Source organism: Leptotrichia shahii, from assembly GCF_008327825.1.
In the GTDB taxonomy this organism is placed as follows: domain Bacteria; phylum Fusobacteriota; class Fusobacteriia; order Fusobacteriales; family Leptotrichiaceae; genus Leptotrichia; species Leptotrichia shahii.
In genome coordinates this window covers 2,109,492-2,131,771 of the sequence record NZ_AP019827.1, presented here as the reverse complement: position 1 = coordinate 2,131,771, position 22,280 = coordinate 2,109,492, and the positions used below count along the sequence as shown (strand labels likewise).

At 30.4% G+C, this 22,280-nt stretch carries 15 protein-coding genes and 1 rRNA gene; all 16 read left to right on the top strand.

The window, feature by feature from the left end:
* Positions 1-173 precede the first annotated feature (173 nt).
* The 16 genes from F1564_RS09900 to F1564_RS09825 all read left to right on the top strand — a co-directional run bounded on the left by F1564_RS09900 (position 174) and on the right by F1564_RS09825 (position 22,198).
* Positions 174-1,190: a glycosyltransferase family 9 protein gene (locus F1564_RS09900; RefSeq protein ID WP_018451376.1), complete on the top strand. Its 1,017-nt coding sequence runs from the start codon at positions 174-176 to the stop codon at positions 1,188-1,190.
* Positions 1,191-1,514: 324 nt separating this feature from the next.
* On the top strand, positions 1,515-2,816 hold the full coding sequence (locus tag F1564_RS09895) for an O-antigen ligase family protein (RefSeq protein ID WP_018451375.1): 1,302 nt from the start codon (positions 1,515-1,517) through the stop codon (positions 2,814-2,816).
* Positions 2,817-2,916: 100 nt separating this feature from the next.
* Complete coding sequence (locus F1564_RS09890) at positions 2,917-3,921, top strand: capsular polysaccharide synthesis protein (protein ID WP_018451374.1); 1,005 nt, start codon at positions 2,917-2,919, stop codon at positions 3,919-3,921.
* Between the two features lie 24 nt (positions 3,922-3,945).
* Positions 3,946-5,085: a glycosyltransferase gene (locus F1564_RS09885; protein ID WP_018451373.1), complete on the top strand. Its 1,140-nt coding sequence runs from the start codon at positions 3,946-3,948 to the stop codon at positions 5,083-5,085.
* 44 nt (positions 5,086-5,129) lie between these two features.
* Complete coding sequence (locus F1564_RS09880; RefSeq protein ID WP_018451372.1) at positions 5,130-6,239, top strand: glycosyltransferase family 9 protein; 1,110 nt, start codon at positions 5,130-5,132, stop codon at positions 6,237-6,239.
* A gap of 64 nt (positions 6,240-6,303) precedes the next feature.
* Complete coding sequence (locus tag F1564_RS09875) at positions 6,304-7,398, top strand: glycosyltransferase family 9 protein (protein ID WP_018451371.1); 1,095 nt, start codon at positions 6,304-6,306, stop codon at positions 7,396-7,398.
* A 31-nt stretch (positions 7,399-7,429) separates the two neighbouring features.
* Positions 7,430-8,986 carry a glycosyltransferase family 2 protein gene (locus tag F1564_RS09870; RefSeq protein ID WP_018451370.1) on the top strand — a complete coding sequence of 519 codons (1,557 nt, stop codon included), beginning with the start codon at positions 7,430-7,432 and terminating at the stop codon, positions 8,984-8,986.
* Complete coding sequence (locus F1564_RS09865; RefSeq protein ID WP_018451369.1) at positions 8,958-9,692, top strand: glycosyltransferase; 735 nt, start codon at positions 8,958-8,960, stop codon at positions 9,690-9,692. Before F1564_RS09870 ends, F1564_RS09865 begins: the two co-directional genes overlap by 29 nt.
* A gap of 17 nt (positions 9,693-9,709) precedes the next feature.
* Positions 9,710-10,777, top strand: coding sequence for a polysaccharide deacetylase family protein (locus tag F1564_RS09860; protein ID WP_018451368.1), 1,068 nt, complete (start codon positions 9,710-9,712; stop codon positions 10,775-10,777).
* Positions 10,778-10,829: 52 nt separating this feature from the next.
* Positions 10,830-12,587: an ABC transporter ATP-binding protein gene (locus F1564_RS09855; protein WP_018451367.1), complete on the top strand. Its 1,758-nt coding sequence runs from the start codon at positions 10,830-10,832 to the stop codon at positions 12,585-12,587.
* A 27-nt stretch (positions 12,588-12,614) separates the two neighbouring features.
* Positions 12,615-13,217 carry a hypothetical protein gene (locus F1564_RS09850; protein ID WP_018451366.1) on the top strand — a complete coding sequence of 201 codons (603 nt, stop codon included), beginning with the start codon at positions 12,615-12,617 and terminating at the stop codon, positions 13,215-13,217.
* Positions 13,218-13,408: 191 nt separating this feature from the next.
* Positions 13,409-14,443, top strand: a complete 1,035-nt coding sequence (locus F1564_RS09845) for an RnfABCDGE type electron transport complex subunit D (protein ID WP_018451365.1) — start codon at positions 13,409-13,411, stop codon at positions 14,441-14,443.
* 17 nt (positions 14,444-14,460) lie between these two features.
* Complete coding sequence (mfd, locus tag F1564_RS09840) at positions 14,461-17,658, top strand: transcription-repair coupling factor (RefSeq protein ID WP_018451364.1); 3,198 nt, start codon at positions 14,461-14,463, stop codon at positions 17,656-17,658.
* A 114-nt stretch (positions 17,659-17,772) separates the two neighbouring features.
* Entirely contained in the window at positions 17,773-19,695 is a 1,923-nt protein-coding gene (gene mnmG / locus F1564_RS09835; protein ID WP_018451363.1) for a tRNA uridine-5-carboxymethylaminomethyl(34) synthesis enzyme MnmG, read from the top strand.
* A 43-nt stretch (positions 19,696-19,738) separates the two neighbouring features.
* Positions 19,739-20,461 carry a 16S rRNA (guanine(527)-N(7))-methyltransferase RsmG gene (gene rsmG / locus F1564_RS09830; RefSeq protein ID WP_018451362.1) on the top strand — a complete coding sequence of 241 codons (723 nt, stop codon included), beginning with the start codon at positions 19,739-19,741 and terminating at the stop codon, positions 20,459-20,461.
* 230 nt (positions 20,462-20,691) lie between these two features.
* Positions 20,692-22,198: ribosomal RNA gene (locus F1564_RS09825) — 16S ribosomal RNA — on the top strand.
* Positions 22,199-22,280: the final 82 nt, after the last annotated feature.

Below are 22,280 nucleotides of genomic sequence, written 5' to 3'. Positions count from 1 at the left end.
AAAAAGACGTAACTTAGTGAATTAAATCATAAGCTATGTCTTTTTTGTTATTTTTTATTGGTTAAATTTAATGTTATCGTATAAAATAGAAAAGTTGTAAAATATAAAAAAACAGTTATAAAAAAATACTAAATATGATATAATAACTCTGTATACAGAGTTAAGGAGAAAAAATGAAAATATTGGTAATACATACAGCATTTATTGGGGATATTGTCTTATCTACGCCTTTGATCCAAAGATTAAAGGATATGTATCCTGAATCAGAAATTGATTATTTGACATTGCCGTCAAATCAGAGTGTAATAAGCAATAATCCTAATTTAAATGAAATACTGCTTTATGATAAAAAGGGGAAAGATAAGGGAGTAAAGGGATTCTTGAGAGTATTAAAAATTTTAAAGCAAAAAAAATATGATTATGCCGTGATACCACATAGATTTATAAAGTCGATATTGCTTGCAAAACTGGCAAAAATTCCGAATATTGTTGGATTTGATGTGGCAACAGGCTCGTTTTTGCTAAATAAGAAAGTTCATTATGACATGAAAAAGCATGAAGTGGAAAGACTGCTTGATTTGGTGGAATACAAAGGGGAAAAAATTCCAATTAGAATTTATCCTGTAAAGGAAAATTTTATTAAAATTGATAAAATTCTAAAAAATCATGGATATTTTGGGAATGAAAGGCAAAAGTTGATATTGGTTGCACCAGGTAGCCAGAGGGCTGAAAAAATGTGGCCAATAGAAAAATATCGCAAAGTTATTGAGAGATTGAAAAAAAATAAAAATTACTTTATTGGGATAACTGGCTCAAAAGTGGAAAAGGAACTTCCTTTAAATTTTGAAAATGATAAAAATGTTATTGATTTCCGTGGGAAAATTAATCTTGTAGAATTTGGAGCATTGATTTCAAGGGCTGATATTGTTGTAGGAAATGACAGTTCTCCAATCCATATTGCCAGTGGATTTGAAAAACCGTTTATAATCGGAATTTTTGGACCTGGGAAACGTTCATTGGGTTTTTTTCCTTGGACTGAAAAAAGCAATGTTATTGAGGATAATGAGTTTTATGAGAATAATATTGTGAAAATTCCTGAAAGACAGCATAAGTATAGGAAGGATTATTATAAGGGAATTCCTTTAATTGATGTGGATAGAGTTTATGATGAAATTATAAAACATATTTAATGGGTTGCAATTGATATTGTAATTTATGATCAAAATAAACAAAAGATATATAAATTAAGAAATAATAGTATTTTATAGTAATAAAAAGAAATATTCCTTGTATAAGAGTGGAAAGATTAAGAAAAATAAAATATAAAAGTGCCGTATTTATTGGAATTTATAAATTTTTATAAAAGACTTGTTTGCAAATTATATGTATTTTAGAATTTAATAAAACAAATGTTCTAAAGCGAGAGGTATTGACTCCTCGTTGAAATAAAAAACTTAGGTTGTCGAACAGGTCTAAATTACCAATAAATATATTATGTTAAGGAGAAAAAAAATATGAATAATGAAAAAATAAACTTAATTATAGACAAGGTGGGGGTTATTTTTTGTTTATTAACTGGAGTTTCTTTATTTTTATCTGAAAAATTTGAGAATAATGTTGTGATTCCGTTACTGTTATTAACATTTGTAGTTTCAATGTTTTTTAAAAAGAATCGGAAGGATTTTTTTTCTAAAATAGATGTAAAATTTTCAATAGTATTAGTTTCATTTGTAGTTATGTCATTTTTAATAGCGGCATTTGATGGCGGAATAGGATCACGACTTGATAATTATAATTTAAGATATCTGATTTTTTTCCCATTAGCGTATTTTATAAATGATGATAAAAGAATTTTTGATTTTTTAAAGTCATTTTTATGTGGCGGAACAATAATTTTGATTTTAGCAATTTTTAATTTTATAAAAAATTATAATGAATGGGCACATCCTGTAGGGTTCGATTATCCGAGGGTTACTGCTATTTTAACTGTTCAGGATTTTGCAAATATTATGTGTATAATATTTTTATATTTGTTATCTTTTTTATTATTTTATAAAAATGATGATAATAAAAAAAACAAAATAATAAAAATTTATTTGGCTATAATGTCAATGCTAGTTTTGTTTATAGTTGTTGTAAATAGATCAAAAATGGTCTATATCTGTTTAATTCCTACCATTTTATACATTATGTATAAAAAAAGAAAAAGATATATGTTAATGGCTATTTTGATGTGTTTTGCAGGTTATTTCATGTTGCCAGTTTCAATATCAAATAGAATTCAATATATAGTCAAATATAAAAATGATCCTTCGAGCAATTTAAGAGTAATCTTCTGGAAGACTGGAGTCGAAGCCTTTAAACAAAAGCCTCTATATGGCTGGAAAGCAGAAGAAAGAAAACAATTTAATTTGGATTATTATAAAAAAACAGGAGTCAGTGACTATGTTTATAAATATTTTCTTACTGGAAATAAACTGCGTATCCAGCATTACATAGCTTCGCATAATTCATATTTACAATATTTACTGGATTTTGGAATTTTAGGTTTTATATTTTTTATTTTGATAGTTATGAATTTATTAATAAAATTATTTAAAATGAATCTTTATAAGCACAATAAGAATGCAAAAATAATTGCATTTGAAATAGCTACGAAAGTTTCATTTCTAGCTTGGATAATTCAAGGGATGACAGATGATAATTTGAATGATAAGCATTTAGTAATAACTTTAACTGTACTAATATTTTTTATTGACTACTTGTACAGAAACATAAAAAATCAGAAGACTTTAGATTTTGAAAATGAAAAATGATGTTCTACTATTTTTAGTTTAAATATTATGTTTGAATTTTCAATTGGTGAGATCGAATTAATTAAAGTAATTTTACTATATAAATAACAGGAGCGTGAAAATGGAGAAATATAAATTTTCTAACAGCAAAATTTACAAACTTAACGAAAAATTAAATAAAAAGCCCTATAAATATGTGTATAAAGAATTATTGCCAAAAAAAATATATGACAAATTACAAAGTAATGTGTATCTTTTGAATCAAAAAACAATTGCAAAGGATTGGGATAATATTTTAAAGGATTACTTTCAAAATAAAGTTATGGGAAAAAAAGTTAAGCCAAAAAAGACATTGGCAGATAAGAACATAATATGGCAATTTTGGGGGCAAGGCTGGGATTATGAAAAATTGCCTAGTGTTGTAAAAATTTGCTATAAATCTATGGAGAAATATGGCAGGGATTATACTGTAATTCGTCTGGATAACGAAAGTATGAAGGAATATCTTGATATTCCAGAATATATTTTGGAAAAATTAAATGATAAAAGAATGGGATATGCTCATTTTTCAGATATATTAAGGCTTGCATTGCTAAGTAATTATGGTGGTGTCTGGATGGATGCGACAATACTTTTAACAGATTATTTGTCTGAAAAATATTTTGAAATGGATTATTTTTTGTTTCAAAGAGATGAAAATTTGGAAAACAAAAAAGAATGGGAAGATTATGATTCAATTTATTTTTCTTGGAGTAAAAAATCGAAGGTAAGAATGTTAAGCAGCGTTATTTTCTCACATAAAAATAACAAAGTCATTGATACATTACTGGATATGTTAATGATTTTTTGGGAAAACAACGATTCAGTTCCAAATTATTTTATTTTACAAATACTTTATAACGAATTGATAGAAAATTATTATAAAAAGGAACAATGTCAAGTTATATCTGATACTTTTCCACATGAAATGTTTAGAGTGTGGTTTGATAAATATTCTAAAGATAAATTACAAGAAATAACAAAAAAATCAAGTATTCATAAATTGTCTTTTAAAATAGAGAATAGTAAAAGAAAAAAGGATGGAACTTTTTTTGAATATTTTGAAAATATGTACAAAATAAAATAAACTTGGTAAAAAAGGATGAAAAAAATGAAAGTGCTGGTATTACATGGTCATTTGAGCATGGGAGGAGAAGAAAGAGTTTTACTAAATGTATTAAAAAATTTGGTTGAATTAAATTATGATGTTGATTTGCTTATAACTTGGGATCATAGGGGAAATAATTTATTTGAAAATGAAATTCCTGAAAAAGTGAATTATGAATTTTTATTTAAAAATTATGACGGAAAAAGTAAAATTATTAAAGAAATTTTTAGGTTACGGGCAAAAACTACATATTTAAAAAAAGTGGAAAAGAGAATAAAAGAAAAAAAATATGATATTGTTATAGATTACTCTTCAAATTTGTTGAAATATAATAATTTTGATATAAAAATACCTGTATTTGCCTGGATTCATTTCTCGCTTACTTTTGGAGAAAAATTGAGCGAAGAAAAAATAGAAAAATATAAGAAACAATATAAAAAATATGATAAAATACTGGCAATATGTGATACAATGAGAGATGAGTTTGTGGATATTTTAGGAATGAATAAAACTAAAGTGGAATTAGTTTATAATCCAATAAATCTTGAAAAAATCAAAGAAAAGGCAGAGAATCCAAATCCTGACTATGAAAAATACTTAAAAGAGGATTATTTTTTACAAGTATCACGTTTGACACAGCAAAAGCAGCCTGAACATCTAGTTGACATTTATCATAAATTAAAGCAGCGAGGAATAAAGGAAAAACTTTATTTTATTGGAAATGGTGAAAAAATAGAATTAATTAAACAAAAAATTAAAGAATACAAATTGGAAAATGATGTGATTTTGTTAGGACAAATTGAAAATCCGTATCCATTTTTTAAAAATGCAAAATTATTTGTACATACTGCTAAATATGAAGGATTGCCAACTGTACTGCTGGAAAGCCTTGCTTTTGGAACACCTGTTATATCTTATGACTGTCCCACAGGACCAAAAGATATATTGGGAAAAAATAGTGAATATGGGGAACTGATACCATTAAATGATAAAGATGAATTTGTGGAAAAAGTTTATGAATTAATGAATAATAATAAAAAATATGAAAATTATAGAAAGCTGTCATTTGTGAGAGCGAATGATTTTTCAATGGAAAGTAATAAAACAAAACTAAAGGAATTAATAGAAAATATAAATTCCTAAAAAAATAAATAGCTATTTAGAAGAATGTAAAGAAAGGTTACATAATGAGTATAGTAAATGGAATAAAATCCAAAATAATGATATGGCTATTTGGTACTAAAAAAAAGTATAAGCATGTTAATTTGAAAAATATAAAGTCTATACTTTTAAATCCTAAAGATTCTATTGGTGATACTTTAATAGCTTTTTGCTATGCAAGGCAATTAAAAAAGATGTATTCTGATATTAAATTAGGAATAGTGGTAACAGATAGAAATATAGAATTTGCTAAATTATGCAATGAAAATGAAAAAGTAATAGATGCTGTTGTAAAGTGGAGTGATGTGTTTAAAAATCATAAAAAATGGGATGTGCTATTAGACTTTTTGAGCAAAGAAAATACAAAACGGATGATTTGGAAAAAAGTATTAAGCCCTAAAATTACAATGATTTTTGGAGAAAGAAATGAAAAGCATTATTATAATAAAAAAAATTTAAAAAATTATGATTTTGATTGTACTCCACCTGTTGAAACGCATATTATAGATTATTTGATAAATTCTGAATTTTCTAAATATTTTAAAATAGAAAAACAGAAACCGCATATTAAACTTTTGGAAAAAGATATTGTAAAAATGGAAAAATTTTGGAAATATGATTCTCAAAAAGTTGAAGAGAAAAATAAAAAAGTAAAAATTTTATTAGTTCCACAAGGTAGTGACAGGGAAATGAAGCCCGAAGAAGTTGCTGAATTGTTAAATAATATTGAAAATGAGAAGATAAAAGATGTAAAAATTATTATGGGAAAAACTGCTGGAAGTGAGGAATATTATAAAAAATTGATAAGCAATGTAAATAAAAATTTGGATATTTCCTTATCTAAAAAATTTAGTATTAATGATTTTATTTTATTTGTGGCTACTGCTGATTTGGTAATTGGAGTTGATGGCGGTGCAATTCATATAGCTTCTTCGTTGAATAAACCTTTGCTGAGTTTCTATGCAAACGACAAATATAACTTATGCAGATGGTCACCTAAAACAACTGCTGATAGCTTGCAGGTAATTTCAAAGATACAAGGAAGCCATAATCAAACTTATAATTTTTCATTATCAGAACCGATAAAATGGCTAAATAATAAGATAAATGAAATAAAAAAAGTTAAGGGAAATTAATGGGATTATACGTTACCCTTGAATTAACGTAAATAACTGTAGTTACATAAGGAATAAAAATATAATGAGTAAAATAAACTGGAAATTTTATAGACCATACAGGGATAAATTAGTTGATAAAAAAAATGAGATATTAAGTAGAATATTTGATAAAAGAAAAAAAGATGTAGATTTAGATCCATCCAAAATAAACAGAATTTTATTTTTAAGAACTGACGGGAAAATAGGTGATTATATAATAAGTTCATTTATTTTTAGAGAAATAAAAAAATATTATCCTAATATAAAAATTGATGTTGTTTCTGATAAATCTTTAGAAGATTTACTGAAATTAAATAAGAATATAGATAAATACTATATATTTGACAGGAAAAAATTTTTTGAGTGGAGAAAAGCTGCACGGATATTGAAAAAAAATAATTATGATGTATTGCTTGATTCGACGGAAGGATTGAAGTATAAGCAGTTTTATCTTATAAATAGGATAAATGCAATAGTTAATGTTGGCTATAATAAAGATGGCTATAAAATATATAACAAGGATGTAAAACAGAATAATACTTTAAAAATGGTTGAAATTTATAAGCAAATGATGAAAAGTGTGAATATTGAAATAAAAAATACAATGTATGATGTTCCAGTTTCAAAAGATTCTGAAAGAAATGTAAAAAAATTTTTAGATGAAAATAATATCAATGAGAAAATAATCGCATTAAACTTTTTTGGAGCTTCCAGAGGAAGAAAAATAAATGAGAAAGTTGCTTTAATTATAATAAAAAGACTAAGTAAAATTTATAAAGATTATAGGATTATAATATTAGATTCTCCAAACGATAGAGAAACAATTTATAATATACTTGAAAAGACAGATAATAAGAATATTTTATTTTTTGAAAAGTCCAGAACGGTACTTGATTCAATATCTATAATTAAAAATAGTGATTTGGTGGTATCTTTGGATACTGCAATCTTGCATATTGCTGAAGGGCTAAATAAAAAAATAATGGCTTTTTATGGACCAAAAATCAATAAAAATAAATGGCGAATAAAAGAAGAAGGAAATATACTGATCGACTATACTGAAAGCCGAATTAATGATGTGGATTTTGAAAAAGTATTTGATAAGTTAAGTTATGAAAATAATCTATCTGCTATTTAGGAATTTAAAATATGAAATGGGAGAAATACTTATGAAACTATCTGTAGGAATAATAACTTTTAATGAAGAAAATAGAATAGGAAAAACTTTAGATTCTGTGAGGGAAATTGCTGATGAAATAATAATCATTGATAGCGAAAGTACAGACAAAACTGTGGAAATTGCACTTTCAAAAGGAGCAAAGGTTTTTGTGGAAAAGTGGAAGGGGTATGGACCACAAAAAAATTCTGTCTTGGAAAAATGCAAGGGCGAGTGGATTTTGCTAATAGATGCTGACGAAGTAATATCACCACAGCTAAAGGAAAAAATAAAAATAATTATAAATAGTGAAAATCCATCAAGTGACGTTTATAAAATAAAATTGAGAAATATTGCATTTAAAAAGGAAATAAAGTTTGGTGGATGGGATGATTATGTAATAAGGTTATGGAAAAATGGTAAAGTGAAGATAAGCAGCCGTGAAGTGCATGAACAATATCAAACTGACAGCAAAATAAAAAAAATAAAAGAAATGATAATACATTATACTTATGACAGCATAGAGGAATTTCTTGAAAAATTAAACAGGTATACTTCACAAAGTGCTAAAGAATATATGAAAAAAGGGAAAAATCCGAGTTTTATAAAAATATATTCAAAAATGATGTTCAGATTTTTTAGAATGTATATTTTGCAGCTTGGATTCATGGATGGCTACGAAGGTTACCTGCTTGCCAAATACAGCTCCATTTACACAATGACAAAATATACTAAATTACGGGAAGAATATTATAATAGCTTGGGAAATGGCACTTCGCTTGTTATTACCACGTATAATTGGCCAAAAGCTCTGGAAATATGCTTAAATAGTGCATTAGAACAAACTGTTGCCCCAAAGGAAATAATAATTGCCGATGATGGCTCAAAGCAGGAAACAATAGATCTTGTAAAAAGATTTCAGAAAAGCTATCCGCAAAGCAACATTATTCATTCTTGGCAGGAAGATAAGGGATTTCGGGCTGGCATGTCAAGAAACAGAGCGATAAGCAAGGCAGCTGGAGATTATATAATAATAATAGATGGTGATTTAGTATTAAATAGGCATTTTGTTGAAGATCATATAAAAAATATGAAAAAAGGCTGTTTTATTCAAGGATCAAGAGTTATAACTTCAGGGGTTACGGCAAAGAAGATAATGGAAGGGAAGAAAATAAATCTTTTTAGTAAAGGTGTGAAGAATAATATAAATATGATAAGAAGCAAAATCCTTTCTAAAATTTTTACAAAAGTAGATAGAAATTTACGTGGAATAAGATCTTGCAATATGTCCTTTTTCAAGGAGGATTTAATTAAAGTAAATGGATTTGAGGAGGAAATAGAAGGTTGGGGAAGGGAAGATAGCGAGCTTGCTGTAAGATTATTTAATATTGGGTGTAAAAAGAAAAAACTCAAGTTTGAGGCAGTGGTGTGTCACTTGTATCATAAAGAAAATGATAGAAGTAGGCTGAAGAAAAATGATGAATACTTGGCAGAGGCTATAAAAAGCAGAAAAACAATGGCTAAGAAGGGGCTTGATAGATATGAAGGAAGTAACGCTAGTAATAACTAGTTGTGGAAGATTTGACTTGCTGGAGGAAACGCTTGACAGCTTTTTTGAATATAATACCTATCCAATTAAGAAAATAATAATAACAGAAGATAGTACTGAAGAGAAAAAACTCGAAAAGCTGATTTCAAAATATGATACTAAAAAGCAGAATTTTAGACTCATAGTAAATGAAACACGGTTAGGACAGCTAAAATCAATTGACAAGGCTTATTGTGAAATTGATACTGAATATATTTTTCATTGTGAAGATGACTGGAAATTTCTTAAAAAGGGATTTATTGAAAAATCAATGGAATTGATGGAGGAAGATGAAAAAATCTTGGTTGTTGGGCTTCGTTCAAAAAGTGATTTTAAGGAAGATTTTTTTTATGATGAAGATTATATTTCAAAAAAAGGAGAGCATTGGTATAATGTAAAAGGTGAAATATTTACTTATAATCCAGCTTTGAGAAGAAAAAAGGACATGGATTTATTTGGGCCTCATGAAAAGTTGGAAAATCAGAGATACGAGGAAGTTTTATCGGATTTTTATAAGGAACGTGGATTTAAAACGGTATTTTTTAAGGAACCTTATGTAACTCATATTGGAAATAAAAGACATGTGCATTTTAGTAATAAGAGAAAAAATACAGTTCTGAATTTTAAAATTGACAGGTTAATAAAAAAAATAAGAGCAAAACTTTTAAAATTAAGAGGTAAGTTATAATTTGAAGGGAGGCGAAAATGACATATTTATTTTTAATAATAATCTTGCTGTTTTTGGTATTTATTGCCTATAATAAAAATAGGAAAAATTTTGTCTTGTGCCTTATGTATCACAGCATTGATAGTGAAAAGGGTAAAGGCGGAATTTTTGTGGATGAATTTAAAGAGCATATAAAATGGATAAAAGATAAAAAGACTTTTAAAATGGAAGAATTGAAGGGATTAGATTATAAGTTGCCGAAAAATTCGATACTTATAACTTTTGATGATGGATATAAAAATAATTATACTCTGGCTTTTCCAATTTTAAAAAAATATAATATGAAGGCTACAATATTTTTGAATACAAAGTTTATTGAAAAGGATGAGGCTTATTTAAACTGGGCTGAGATTAGGGAAATGTATGAAAGTGGACTAGTTGATTTTCAGCTTCATACACATTCACATCAGTTGACAATAAAAAATATTGATGTACTTGCTTTTTATGACAGAGAAAGTTCTCCATATTTTAAAAGGGAAAGTTATAGCTTGTTTTTTGACGGAAATTATGATGAAAAAAGTGATGCTGAAAAGTTAAATGGACTTCCTGTGTTTAAATTACGAAGTAAAATTTCAATTCCTGGATACAAGCCTAAGAAGGATTTTGTAGAAAAATATAGAAAGGTTATGGAACTTCAAGAGGACAATATGTCTGAAAAAGAGAAAAAAGAATTTTTGAATAAATTATTTAAAAAAAGAAAAGATGAATTTTTTGATAAAATTAGTGAAGAACAATTTAGAAAAACTGTTGAATTTGAAATTTTGGAGAATAAAAAAATTATTAGTGAAAAATTGGGGAAAACTCCAGATTGTCTGGCTTATCCTTGGGGACACCGATATAAAGGAAATAGAGATGATATAAAAAAATTGGGAGTGGATATTTTTATAACAACTAGAAAGGGTGTGAATTCCTTAAACCTTGATAAAAATTGGATTTATCGTGTGAGTGGAGATGATTTTGAAAGTTTTGATGAATTTAAAAAAGAATTGACTGATGGAAGTGGAGCATATTATAGAAAATTAAGAAAAATTTTTATAAAAAAATAATTACGACTGAAAAAAATTTAAACATAGTAAAATAAAAATGAAAGGTAGATAAATGAAGAAAGTAAAATTAGATCTTGGAGGGATTCAGAAGCTGAAAAAATATATAAAAAAATATTATGTATTAATCATACTAAATCTTTTACTTGCAACAGTATCATCTCTTGTTTCTTCAGCTCCGATAGCTTTGATAAAAAGGCTGTTTGATAAAGGTATTGCTGGGAAAAGTGAAAAGGATATTTTGTATGCGGCTGGAGCAATGATAATGCTAGCAGTAGTTGGTGCAGTGCTTATGTATTGGAATACAATTTTTTCGACTGTAATTTCATCTTCTATTTATAAGGATATAGTCACTGATATCTATAACAAGATACAGACTTTAGATATGGAATATTTTTCAGGAAAAAAAACTGGAGATATGATGATACGTGTAATGACGGATCCTAGTAATATAAATTCAATTATATTGGAAATTTTTGATATGATTTCTGAGATAATAAAAGTAGGACTTTGTCTGGGAATAGCATTTTATATAGACTTTGATCTGACTCTAGGAGTTATGGTTGTTACTCCAATTCTTATAATTACAGTGAGAAGATATGCAAAGAGATTAAAACGTTCTGGAAAACATCGTCAAGAAGCACTAGACAGCTTAAATTCCAAATTACAGGAAACGTTGTCAGGAATTAGAATTATAAGAGCATTTGCCACAGAAGATTATGAAATAAATAATTTTAAGAAAAAAAATGCCAATTTAAAGAAAATTGCTGTAAGGTCTGCTAGATATAATGCAAAAGCTAATTCTATTATGGAAGCTATGAACTATATAATTATAGCACTTTTATTAATGTTTAGTGGTTATCGTGTTTTGAGGGCAAAAAGTTTTACACCTGGAGATTTTATTACGATAGTAGGTGCAATCTCGTCAATGTATACGCCTGCAAGACGTGCAATGACAAGATTTAATTCGATAAGTGTAAATATGTCTTCTATTACGAGAGTTTCTGAAATTTTAGAAGAAATGCCGTCTATTGTAAATAGGGAAAATTGTATAAAGTTTGAAAATTTTGTAAGTGATATAACTTTTGAAAATGTGGATTTTAAATATAGGGACAGTACTGAAAAAATATTGAAAAACATTAATTTGAATGTTAAAAAGGGCGAAACAGTTGCTTTTGTTGGAAATTCAGGTGGCGGGAAATCGACACTTGTAAATTTGATACCAAGGTTTTTTGATGTATCAAGCGGATCGTTAAGAATTGATGGAATTGATATTAGAGATTATGAAATAAAGAGTTTACGTAAAGCAATAGGAATTGTGCCGCAAGAAACGTTTTTATTTTCTGGAACAATACTTAGCAATATAAAATATAGCCGCCGTGATGCAACTTTTGAAGAAATTGTGGAAGCAGCAAAACAGGCAAATGCACACGAATTTATTGAAAACTTGTCAGATGGTTATAATACAGAAATTGGTGAACGTGGTGTAAAATTATCTGGTGGACAAAAGCAGCGGATTGCTATCGCACGTGCAATCTTAGAAAATCCTCAAATATTAATTTTAGATGAAGCGACTTCTGCCCTTGATAATGAGTCTGAAAAGCTAGTTCAAGATGCACTTGAAAAACTTATGGAAGGAAAAACTACATTTGTTATCGCCCATAGGTTGACAACAATCGAAAATAGTAATAAAATAGTAGTGATACAAAAAGGTGAAATAAAAGAAGTTGGAAATCATAATGAATTATTAAATAAAAATGGAATTTACAAAGCATTATATAATAAAAATTTCGATTTTAATGTTAAAAGTTAATATTTAATTAGAATAAGGAGAAGAAAAATGAAACAGATAAAGGGAATTTTCCTGTTTTTAATGTCAGTTGTGCTAGTGGCATTTGGAAGTCAGGATTCAAAAAATGCAAAAAATTTACTAAAAAAATTGAAGGATGAAACAAAGGAAGTTGGGAAAAATATAGTTGGCAAAAAAAATAAAGCTGTAATAGCAGACAATAAGAAAGAGGAGGCTAAAAAAGAAGAAAATAAAAAAGTTGAACAAAAACCAGCACAGCCACAGCCAGTTCAGCAACCTGCTCCTGCAGCAGCAGTTCAGCCACCGCAACAACAGCCGCAACAGCCACAGCAAAATGCAGCTAATAATCCAAATTCAGCACAAAACAAGGCTGTCAGTCCAGAATATGAACTTAATGCAAATAATAAAACTGGTGGTAGAAAAGGAAGCAAGAAATATAAAAAAGGTAACCAATATAATTTTTATAAAGAGCCAAAACATAGCCGTTTAAAACATAGCTCGTCATCACATAAATCTTCACAAGTTAAATCTCAAGATTCTTCTGTAAAACCATCTGCAGGAGGAAATAGTGGTGGAAGTAGCAGTTCTGGAGGAACTTCAACAGGTGGAGGAGATTCAACTTCTTCAGAATAAAGATTTGAAGTTTATGAAATCTAATATTAAACTTGTTTGGAAATTAATTTGTCTAATAAAATAAATATTGTAAAAAAAGTTTTGATCTCTTATTGAAATAAAAAATTTAGATTATCAAATATTTAGAGAGTAGAAAATAATCTTAAGATTAGAAAAACAAACTATAAAAGGAAAGGTAGTGAAATTTTAATATGTTTAGAAGTAAAAGAAGGGAATTACAGGAAAATATAGCAAAAACGAATATAGATATTTTAATATCCTTGATTCCGATGTTGCTTACTGCATTTTTAGTTTACCAGATAACACCTGTTCTAGTAATATTGTCAGCAGTTGTTGCCTCAGAATTGGCGGAAATAATATTTTCATTATTAATACAAAGAAAAAAAGATACTTTAAAGGATTTTTCAGGAATAGTAATAGGGGCTTTAACAGGATTTTTACTTGCTCCGTTTACACCATTTTATGTAGCAGCATTTGCTGGGGCAATGGCAACATTGTTTGGAAAAATTATATATGGAGAAACAGAAAAGAAAATATTTAATCCAGTAATATTAGGAAAAATATTTGTTTTGACATTTTTCCCAGCTGTATTTGCTTCGGATTCTGCAGCGTGGGCTAATCCTGAAGTTTTAAATATTTCTGAAAACTTTTCAGGATTATCCTCTTTAATTTTAACAGATAGAGGAATAATTGGGGAACTTTCGATAATTGCAGTGGTTTTAGGGGCTATATATCTAATTTTTAAGTCAAAAATAACGTGGCATATACCTGTATCGTTTTTTGTTACAATTTTCTTTGGATATTATATTGCTTCAAATCAAAATATTAATGTGACTATTTCACTTGGAGAAGTAATTTTTATGGGAGTTTTTGTGTTGACGGATACTTTTACTACTCCACAGCATGGTTTTGGAAAAGTATTTTTTGGATTTCTTGCTGGAGCTTCAACAATTATATTCTGGTTTATGGGAATCCAGGCAGAAGCGATTATCTATTCTGTATTAATATTAAATCCTTTCACAAGACCGATAAATACAATTTACAAACCAAATGTATTTGGAGTTGAAACAGTTTCATTCGCTGAAATAATACAAGGACTTGGTCTTGCAATTTTAATAATAGTACTTGTTTTTGCTGTTTCATATTTGCACACTTTAGGATTTGTGCCATATATTGTTTATATTTATATAGTTTATGGAATATGGCGATTGTATAATAACAGATAGAAATAGGAAGGTTTTGTATGAACTTTAATTTAAGTTTTTTAAATAAATTAAAAAATAAAGAAAAAAATATTCTACAATCTGAAAATAATTTTTACCGCGGTGCAATTCCGTGGTTTTTATTATGTTCGGAAAAGAAAAAGATAATTTATATTTCCACATCCAACAGAAATTTAGAAAATTATCATGCAATGCTTGAAAATTACTATGAAATGTCAGAAAAACAAAAAGATATTTTAACGGAAAAATCTAAAACTGGTAAAAAAGATAGTAAAGAAAGTAAAAATAAACTGGAAGTAAAAAAAATAATTGATATTTTTGAAAATATCTCACAAAATGAGGAAGATATTACAGGGATAAATATAAGACTGTTAGATATTCTAAAAAATCAAAAGCAGTTTATTCTATTTGTAAATTTACAGATTACTTTGGATATATTTTTTGAAAAAGTTAAGTTTTTTTCCTTTGAAACTGGGAAAGAATACAGTTTTTCAAAAATTCTAGAATTTCTTGTGGAAAATGGGTATGAAAATTCATATTTGATTGAAAAAAAGGGGCAGTACAGCAGACGTGGGGATATTCTTGATATTTTCCCGCCAGATTTGGAACACCCTGTTAGACTCGAGTTTTTTGGAGATGAACTGGAAAGTATAAGAGTTTTTGATATTGATAGCCAGATTTCTGTGGAAAAGATGGAAGAAATAAAGGTTTTTGGAAATTTGCTTTCTGGAAATAATTATGAATTGATTGAGCTTATTGATGAATTAAAGGCGGAAGATGTAACGATCGTTATTGAAAATGAGGAATTGCTGGACTATAAAATGGAAGAGTTTATCCTACTTGACAGAAGCCGTGAGGAAACTTATCGAAAAAGGTATGAAAATTTGAAGAAAAAAAGCATTTTTGTTCAGACTAAAAATTTCTCGCAGGAGCAGATTGAGACTTTTAGGGATAAAAATAGGCTTGAAAAATTGTCAAAAATTGAAGATATTTATATTTTTACGAATAACTATGAGAAGAAAATGGCTGAATATGGACAAATTCTAACTGAAAAGGAAAACAATCTGGAAATTGAAAAATATGAGCTGTTTGAAGGATTTATCTTTAATGATAATTCAAAAAATGCTGATAGCAAAAATAGAAAAAATAATTTTATTGTGCTTACAGACAGAGAGCTTGACGGATATATTTACGAGCGGAAGAAAAAAACGACAAAAGCAATAAAATATAAAAAAGTCAATCAGATTATCGAAGGTGACTACGTAATTCACGTTCAGTACGGTGTTGGAATTTACAAAGGAATTCAGACAATGGAAGAGCGGGATTATCTGAAAATCAAGTATGCTGATGAGGACATTTTGTATATTCCTGTGGAAAAGCTGGATAGACTGGAAAAATATGTGTCAAATGATATAGAACCGCAGTTATTCAGGCTAGGAACACGTGGGTTTAAGCGAAAAAGGAAAAAGCTTGAAGAAGATATTCAGAAATTTGCGGCAGAACTTATCAAAATACAGGCACGACGGCAAAGCCAGAATGGTTTTGTGTATCAGAAGGATACTGTGTGGCAGGAAGAATTTGAGGCGAATTTTCCGTTTGAGGAAACTGAAGATCAGAGAAATGCCATAAATGACGTGAAAAAGGATATGGAAAGTCCGCAAATAATGGACAGAATTGTCTGTGGAGATGTTGGATATGGAAAAACGGAAGTTGCGATGAGAGCGGCATTCAAAGCGATTGACAATGGAAAGCAGGTTGTTATGGTGGCTCCGACTACAGTACTTGCAGAACAGCATTTTGAACGGTTTAAAAGAAGATTTGAAAATTATCCGATTACAATTGAGAATTTATCACGGCTTACGAAGAGTAAATCAAAGGACATTTTAAAAAATTTGAAAAGTGGAATTATTGACTTGGTTATTGGAACTCATAGGCTTCTAAGCGATGATGTGCAGTTTAAGAACTTAGGGCTTTTAATTATTGATGAGGAGCAGAAATTTGGAGTTAAGGCTAAAGAAAAGTTAAAATCTCAAAGGGAAAAGCTGGATGTGCTGACATTAACTGCGACTCCGATTCCACGTACATTAAATCTTGCGATGCTTGGAATCAGAGAGATTTCCATAATTGACACTCCGCCAACAAACAGGCTTCCCATTATAACAGAAGTACTAGATTGGGATGAGGAAACAATAAAAATGGCAATACTGCGTGAACTATCACGTGATGGGCAAGTTTTCTATATTTATAACGATGTAAAAAATATGAAGGAAAAATTGAAGGAACTAAAAGAAATGCTTCCAGACTTTGTAAAAATTGAATTTATAAACGGACAGCTCCCGCCAAAGGAAATTAAGGATAAATTATTACGCTTTGAAAATGGGCAGTTTGACATTCTGATAGCTTCAACAATCATTGAAAATGGAATTGATGTAGGGAATGCCAATACAATTCTGATTGAAAACTTTACTGGTCTAGGATTATCGCAGGTATATCAGCTGAAAGGGCGTGTAGGACGTAGCAACAGGCAAGGATACTGTTATTTATTAAAAACGAGAAATATTACAAAGCAGGGACGTCAAAAGGAAGAAAGCATGCTAAAAGTGGAAGGAATAAAATCAGGAGGTTTTCAAATTTCGATGGAAGACTTGAAAATACGTGGTGCTGGAGAAATTTTGGGAGATAAGCAGCACGGAACGATTGAAACTTTTGGTTATGACTTGTATATAAAAATGCTAAATGAGGAAATTCGTAGACAAAAGGGCGAGTTTGTTGAAAAAATTGAAAATGTGGAAATCATACTAAATGAAAGAGGATTTATTCCAGAAACATATATTGAAAGAGATGAAAGATTAAATATTTATAAGCGATTTGCAATGTTGGAAACAGATAGTGAATTAACTGGTTTGCTTGATGAAATTAGAGATAGGTTTGGAAAAATTCCAGAGCAGATGAAAAAATTCATTTTAAGCATTAAATTAAAATTATTTGCTGAAAAACATAAAATTCAGAGAATTCTTGAAACAAGAAATCATTTTGAACTATATTTTTTAGAAAATGCACAAGAAGAGCGAGCAGAATTAAGTGAAAAAATTGAAATGAAAAAAGTCGTGAAAATTATTAATTCAGCAGTTTTAACAGGAAAAAATAAAAAAGGAGATATTGTTGATAATTTTGTTATAATGAAAGTTAAGAAAAATGAATTTATAAAAAATCTGTAAAAAATATCACATTGAAAAAAACAAAATATTAATATATAATGGATTATGTTAAACATACTTAAAATCGAAAGGAGAATGTAATTTTAAAATAAAAGAATTACATAATTATATATAATGAGAAATTATGATGTAATTGTAGTCGGTGCTGGGCATGCGGGAAATGAAGCGGCTTTGGCATCAGCAAGATTAGGATTGAAAACAGCAATTTTTACGATAACACTTGATAATATAGGAGTTATGTCTTGTAATCCATCGGTAGGAGGACCTGCAAAAAGTCATCTGGCTAAAGAAGTTGATGCTTTAGGTGGAGAAATTGGCCGAAATATGGACAAAAGTTTTGTGCAGATGAGAATTTTGAATACAAAGAAAGGACCGGCAGTTCGTTCGTTGAGAGCTCAGGCAGATAGAAAAATTTATGCAAGAGAGATGAAAAAAACAATAGAACGTCAGGAAAATCTTGATACTGTACAGGATATTGTTACAGAATTGATTTTTGATGAAATTGAAATTGTTGAAAATGGTTCTAAAAGAATAGAAAAAGTTGTAAAGGGAATAAAAACTAAAACTGGAATGGAATTTTTGGCAAAAGCAGTTATACTTGCAACAGGGACATTTTTGAGAGGACTTCTGTATATTGGAGATAAACGTGTAAAAGGTGGAAGAATGGGAGAATTATCTGCTGATGATTTGACAAGTTCGCTAAAATCATTAGGATTAAAAATGGGAAGATTTAAAACAGGAACTCCTCCAAGACTTGACATTAGAACGTTAAATCTTGAAAAACTCGAAGAGCAGCCTGGAATAACAGGAGTACCATTAAAATTTTCGATGAGAACACCAAATAACGAAATTTTGGAAAAACCCCAATTATCTTGCTATTTAACAAGAACAAATGAAACAACACATAAAATAATACTTGATAATTTAGACAAAGCACCAATGTATAACGGAAGCATAAGCAGCACAGGACCAAGATACTGCCCGTCAATTGAAGACAAAGTTGTAAAATTTAACGATAAAGATAGCCATCATTTATTTTTAGAGCCAGAAGGCTTTGAAACAGCGGAAGTTTACATAAGCGGACTTTCTACAAGCTATCCTGCCAGTTTACAGCAAAAAATTGTAAATACAATTAATGGACTTGAAAATGCCCATATAATGCGATATGGCTATGCTGTGGAATATGATATTGTAGATCCAAGCGAGCTTGATTACACACTTGAAACAAGAAAAGTAAAAGGGCTTTATCTGGCTGGGCAAGTTAATGGTACAAGCGGTTATGAAGAAGCGGCTGCACAAGGAATTATCGCTGGAATTAATGCAGCTCTTAAAATAAAAGGAGAAGAACCGTTTATTTTGGATAGGGAAAGTTCTTATATCGGAACAATGATAGATGATTTGATAAATAAAGAATTATTTGAGCCATATAGAATGTTTACTGCAAGATCCGAGTTCCGTCTCATTTTACGTGAAGATAATGCTGACATCAGACTTTCTGAAAAGGCTTATAAAATCGGGCTTCTGGATAAAAAATATTATGACATTGTGGAAGAAAAGAAAAAAAATGTAAAGGAAACTATAGAAAAACTTGAAAATATAAAATTAGGAATTAGTAACGAAAGACTTGTAGAAATTCTTGACAAATACAATGAAAGTCTAAAGAGTGGAACTACCTTAAAAGAAATTTTGCGTCGTCCAAAGGTGACATATCAAGATATAAAGTACATTGCTGAAATTATTGAAAATGCACCAAATTTAAGTTTTGATGCTGAAACTGAATATCAAATTGAAGTTCAGACAAAATATGAAGGTTATATCGCCAAAGCAATGCAAATTATGGAAAAACAGCATAAACTTGATGACAAAAAAATTTCTAAAGATTTTGATTATGAAAAAATGAAGGGGATTACAAGAGAAGCAAAACAACGTTTGAAGGAAAATCAGCCATATAACGTCGGGCAAGCATCTAGAATGTCTGGAGTAACGCCAGCAGATATTTCAGTATTATTAATGTATTTGGATGGAGTTTTGAAATAAAATAGTATTTATTTTTATTAAAAATAGAAATTAGGAGAAAAAATTGGAAAATATAAACCAAAATATTGATTTAAAAAAATATTTTTTAAATTTACTTGAAAAATCAAAAATGAAAGTAGAAAATAAAAAAATTGAAAAAATGTTAAAATTTTTAGAACTTTTGTATAACAAAAATCAAGTTATGAATTTAACAGCAATTAGAGATAAAAAAGGAATGTTGGAAAAACATTTCGTAGATTCGTTATTTTTAACAAAAGTTATAAATGATACTGAAAAATCATTTATTGATGTTGGAACAGGTGCTGGATTTCCAGGACTTGTACTTGCCATTTACTATCCAGAAAGAAACTTTTTATTAGTCGATTCAGTTAGAAAAAAAATAGACTTTATAAATGAAGTAATAAAAGAATTAAATTTAAAAAACGTAAATACAAGTTTTGAACGTTCTGAAGAGTTAATAAAAAATAACCGTGAAGTTTATGATATTGCACTTTGCCGAGGAGTGGCTAATCTAAGAATAATTTTAGAATATATGATTCCGTTTATAAAAGTAAATGGCCGTTTCTTGCCACAAAAATTAAATTTAAACGAAATAGAAGAATCTAAAAAGGCTTTAGAAATTCTAAATGCAAAAATAAATAATATTTTTGAATTTAAATTGCCAGAAAATGAAGATAAAAGAATAATACTAGAAATTTTAAAATTAAAAAAAACTAGCAAAAAATATCCAAGAAAAACAGGTATACCAGCAAAAAAGCCATTATAATTTAAAAAAATAATGCATTGTCAAATCAAGTCCAAAAAAATTTGAAAAAAGTAGTTGACAAAGAATTACTTTTATGATAAGATATATCCTGTCGATACGAAAATGTATCGTGGACAATAGAGATATGAATAGTATGAAGAAGCAATAAAGTGTAAGAAAAACAAGTCAAGAATCTTGAAAGAGATCACGTCAAGACTAAAAGGTGAAAATTAAGATATATGAAGATATATTGAATGAAGAGTTTGATCCTGGCTCAGGATGAACGCTGACAGAATGCTTAACACATGCAAGTCTTTGGCGAAGCTGCGCTTGCGCAGACAAGCCAAGGCGGACGGGTGAGTAACGCGTAAGGAACTTGCCCTGCAGACAGGGATAACAGACGGAAACGACTGACAAGACCTGATACAGTTGCCGGCACGCATGTGCCTGGCGATGAAAGGAGACGCTGCAGGAGAGCCTTGCGTCCTATTAGCTTGTTGGCGGGGTAATGGCCCACCAAGGCGATGATAGGTAGCCGGCCTGAGAGGGTGGACGGCCACAAGGGGACTGAGATACGGCCCTTACTCCTACGGGAGGCAGCAGTGGGGAATATTGGACAATGGGGCAACCCTGATCCAGCAATTCTGTGTGCGCGATGAAGGTTTTCGGATTGTAAAGTGCTTTCAGCAGGGAAGAAGAAAGTGACGGTACCTGCAGAAGAAGCGACGGCTAAATACGTGCCAGCAGCCGCGGTAATACGTATGTCGCGAGCGTTATCCGGAATTATTGGGCATAAAGGGCATCTAGGCGGCCCTGTAAGTCTAGGGTGAAAACCTGCGGCTCAACCGCAGGCCTGCCCGGAAACTACAGGGCTAGAGTGCTGGAGAGGTGGACGGAACTGCACGAGTAGAGGTGAAATTCGTAGATATGTGCAGGAATGCCGATGATGAAGATAGTTCACTGGACGGCAACTGACGCTGAAGTGCGAAAGCTAGGGAGCAAACAGGATTAGATACCCTGGTAGTCCTAGCTGTAAACGATGATTACTGGGTGTGGGCATGAAGAGTGTCCGTGCCGAAGCTAATGCGATAAGTAATCCGCCTGGGGAGTACGGCCGCAAGGCTGAAACTCAAAGGAATTGACGGGGACCCGCACAAGCGGTGGAGCATGTGGTTTAATTCGACGCAACGCGAGGAACCTTACCAGATCTTGACATCCTGCGAAGGCCTGCGAGAGCAGGCCGTGCCTTCGGGAACGCAGAGACAGGTGGTGCATGGCTGTCGACAGCTCGTGTCGTGAGATGTTGGGTTAAGTCCCGCAACGAGCGCAACCCCTATCGCTAGTTGCCATCATTAGGTTGGGGACTCTAGCGAGACTGCCTGCGAAGAGCAGGAGGAAGGCGGGGATGACGTCAAGTCATCATGCCCCTTATGATCTGGGCTACACGTGCTACAATGGCCGGTACAAAGAGCTGCCAGGCGGCAACGCCAAGCGAATCTTTAAAGCCGGTCCAAGTTCGGATTGAAGCCTGCAACTCGGCTTCATGAAGCTGGAATCGCTAGTAATCGCAGATCAGCAATGCTGCGGTGAATACGTTCTCGGGTCTTGTACACACCGCCCGTCACACCACGAGAGTTGTCTGCACCTGAAGCCGCCGGTCCAACCGAAAGGAGGAAGGCGTCTAAGGTGTGGACAGTGATTGGGGTGAAGTCGTAACAAGGTATCCGTACCGGAAGGTGCGGATGGATCACCTCCTTTCTAAGGAGCATCACGCACTGCTTCTTCACATATCTTTATAATCTTAGGACAATGGGAAATGAATAGTAGGTAAAAGATTACA

What these genes read in the sequence shown, in the direction of transcription:
- mnmG (WP_018451363.1), top strand. Translation starts at nt 17,773, where the DNA reads ATGAGAAATTATGATGTAATTGTAGTCGGTGCTGGGCATGCGGGAAAT.
- F1564_RS09845 (WP_018451365.1), top strand. Translation starts at nt 13,409, where the DNA reads ATGTTTAGAAGTAAAAGAAGGGAATTACAGGAAAATATAGCAAAAACG.
- F1564_RS09885 (WP_018451373.1), top strand. Translation starts at nt 3,946, where the DNA reads ATGAAAGTGCTGGTATTACATGGTCATTTGAGCATGGGAGGAGAAGAA.
- F1564_RS09855 (WP_018451367.1), top strand. Translation starts at nt 10,830, where the DNA reads ATGAAGAAAGTAAAATTAGATCTTGGAGGGATTCAGAAGCTGAAAAAA.
- F1564_RS09880 (WP_018451372.1), top strand. Translation starts at nt 5,130, where the DNA reads ATGAGTATAGTAAATGGAATAAAATCCAAAATAATGATATGGCTATTT.
- F1564_RS09875 (WP_018451371.1), top strand. Translation starts at nt 6,304, where the DNA reads ATGAGTAAAATAAACTGGAAATTTTATAGACCATACAGGGATAAATTA.
- F1564_RS09870 (WP_018451370.1), top strand. Translation starts at nt 7,430, where the DNA reads ATGAAACTATCTGTAGGAATAATAACTTTTAATGAAGAAAATAGAATA.
- F1564_RS09850 (WP_018451366.1), top strand. Translation starts at nt 12,615, where the DNA reads ATGAAACAGATAAAGGGAATTTTCCTGTTTTTAATGTCAGTTGTGCTA.
- mfd (WP_018451364.1), top strand. Translation starts at nt 14,461, where the DNA reads ATGAACTTTAATTTAAGTTTTTTAAATAAATTAAAAAATAAAGAAAAA.
- F1564_RS09900 (WP_018451376.1), top strand. Translation starts at nt 174, where the DNA reads ATGAAAATATTGGTAATACATACAGCATTTATTGGGGATATTGTCTTA.
- F1564_RS09860 (WP_018451368.1), top strand. Translation starts at nt 9,710, where the DNA reads ATGACATATTTATTTTTAATAATAATCTTGCTGTTTTTGGTATTTATT.
- F1564_RS09890 (WP_018451374.1), top strand. Translation starts at nt 2,917, where the DNA reads ATGGAGAAATATAAATTTTCTAACAGCAAAATTTACAAACTTAACGAA.
- F1564_RS09865 (WP_018451369.1), top strand. Translation starts at nt 8,958, where the DNA reads ATGAAGGAAGTAACGCTAGTAATAACTAGTTGTGGAAGATTTGACTTG.
- F1564_RS09895 (WP_018451375.1), top strand. Translation starts at nt 1,515, where the DNA reads ATGAATAATGAAAAAATAAACTTAATTATAGACAAGGTGGGGGTTATT.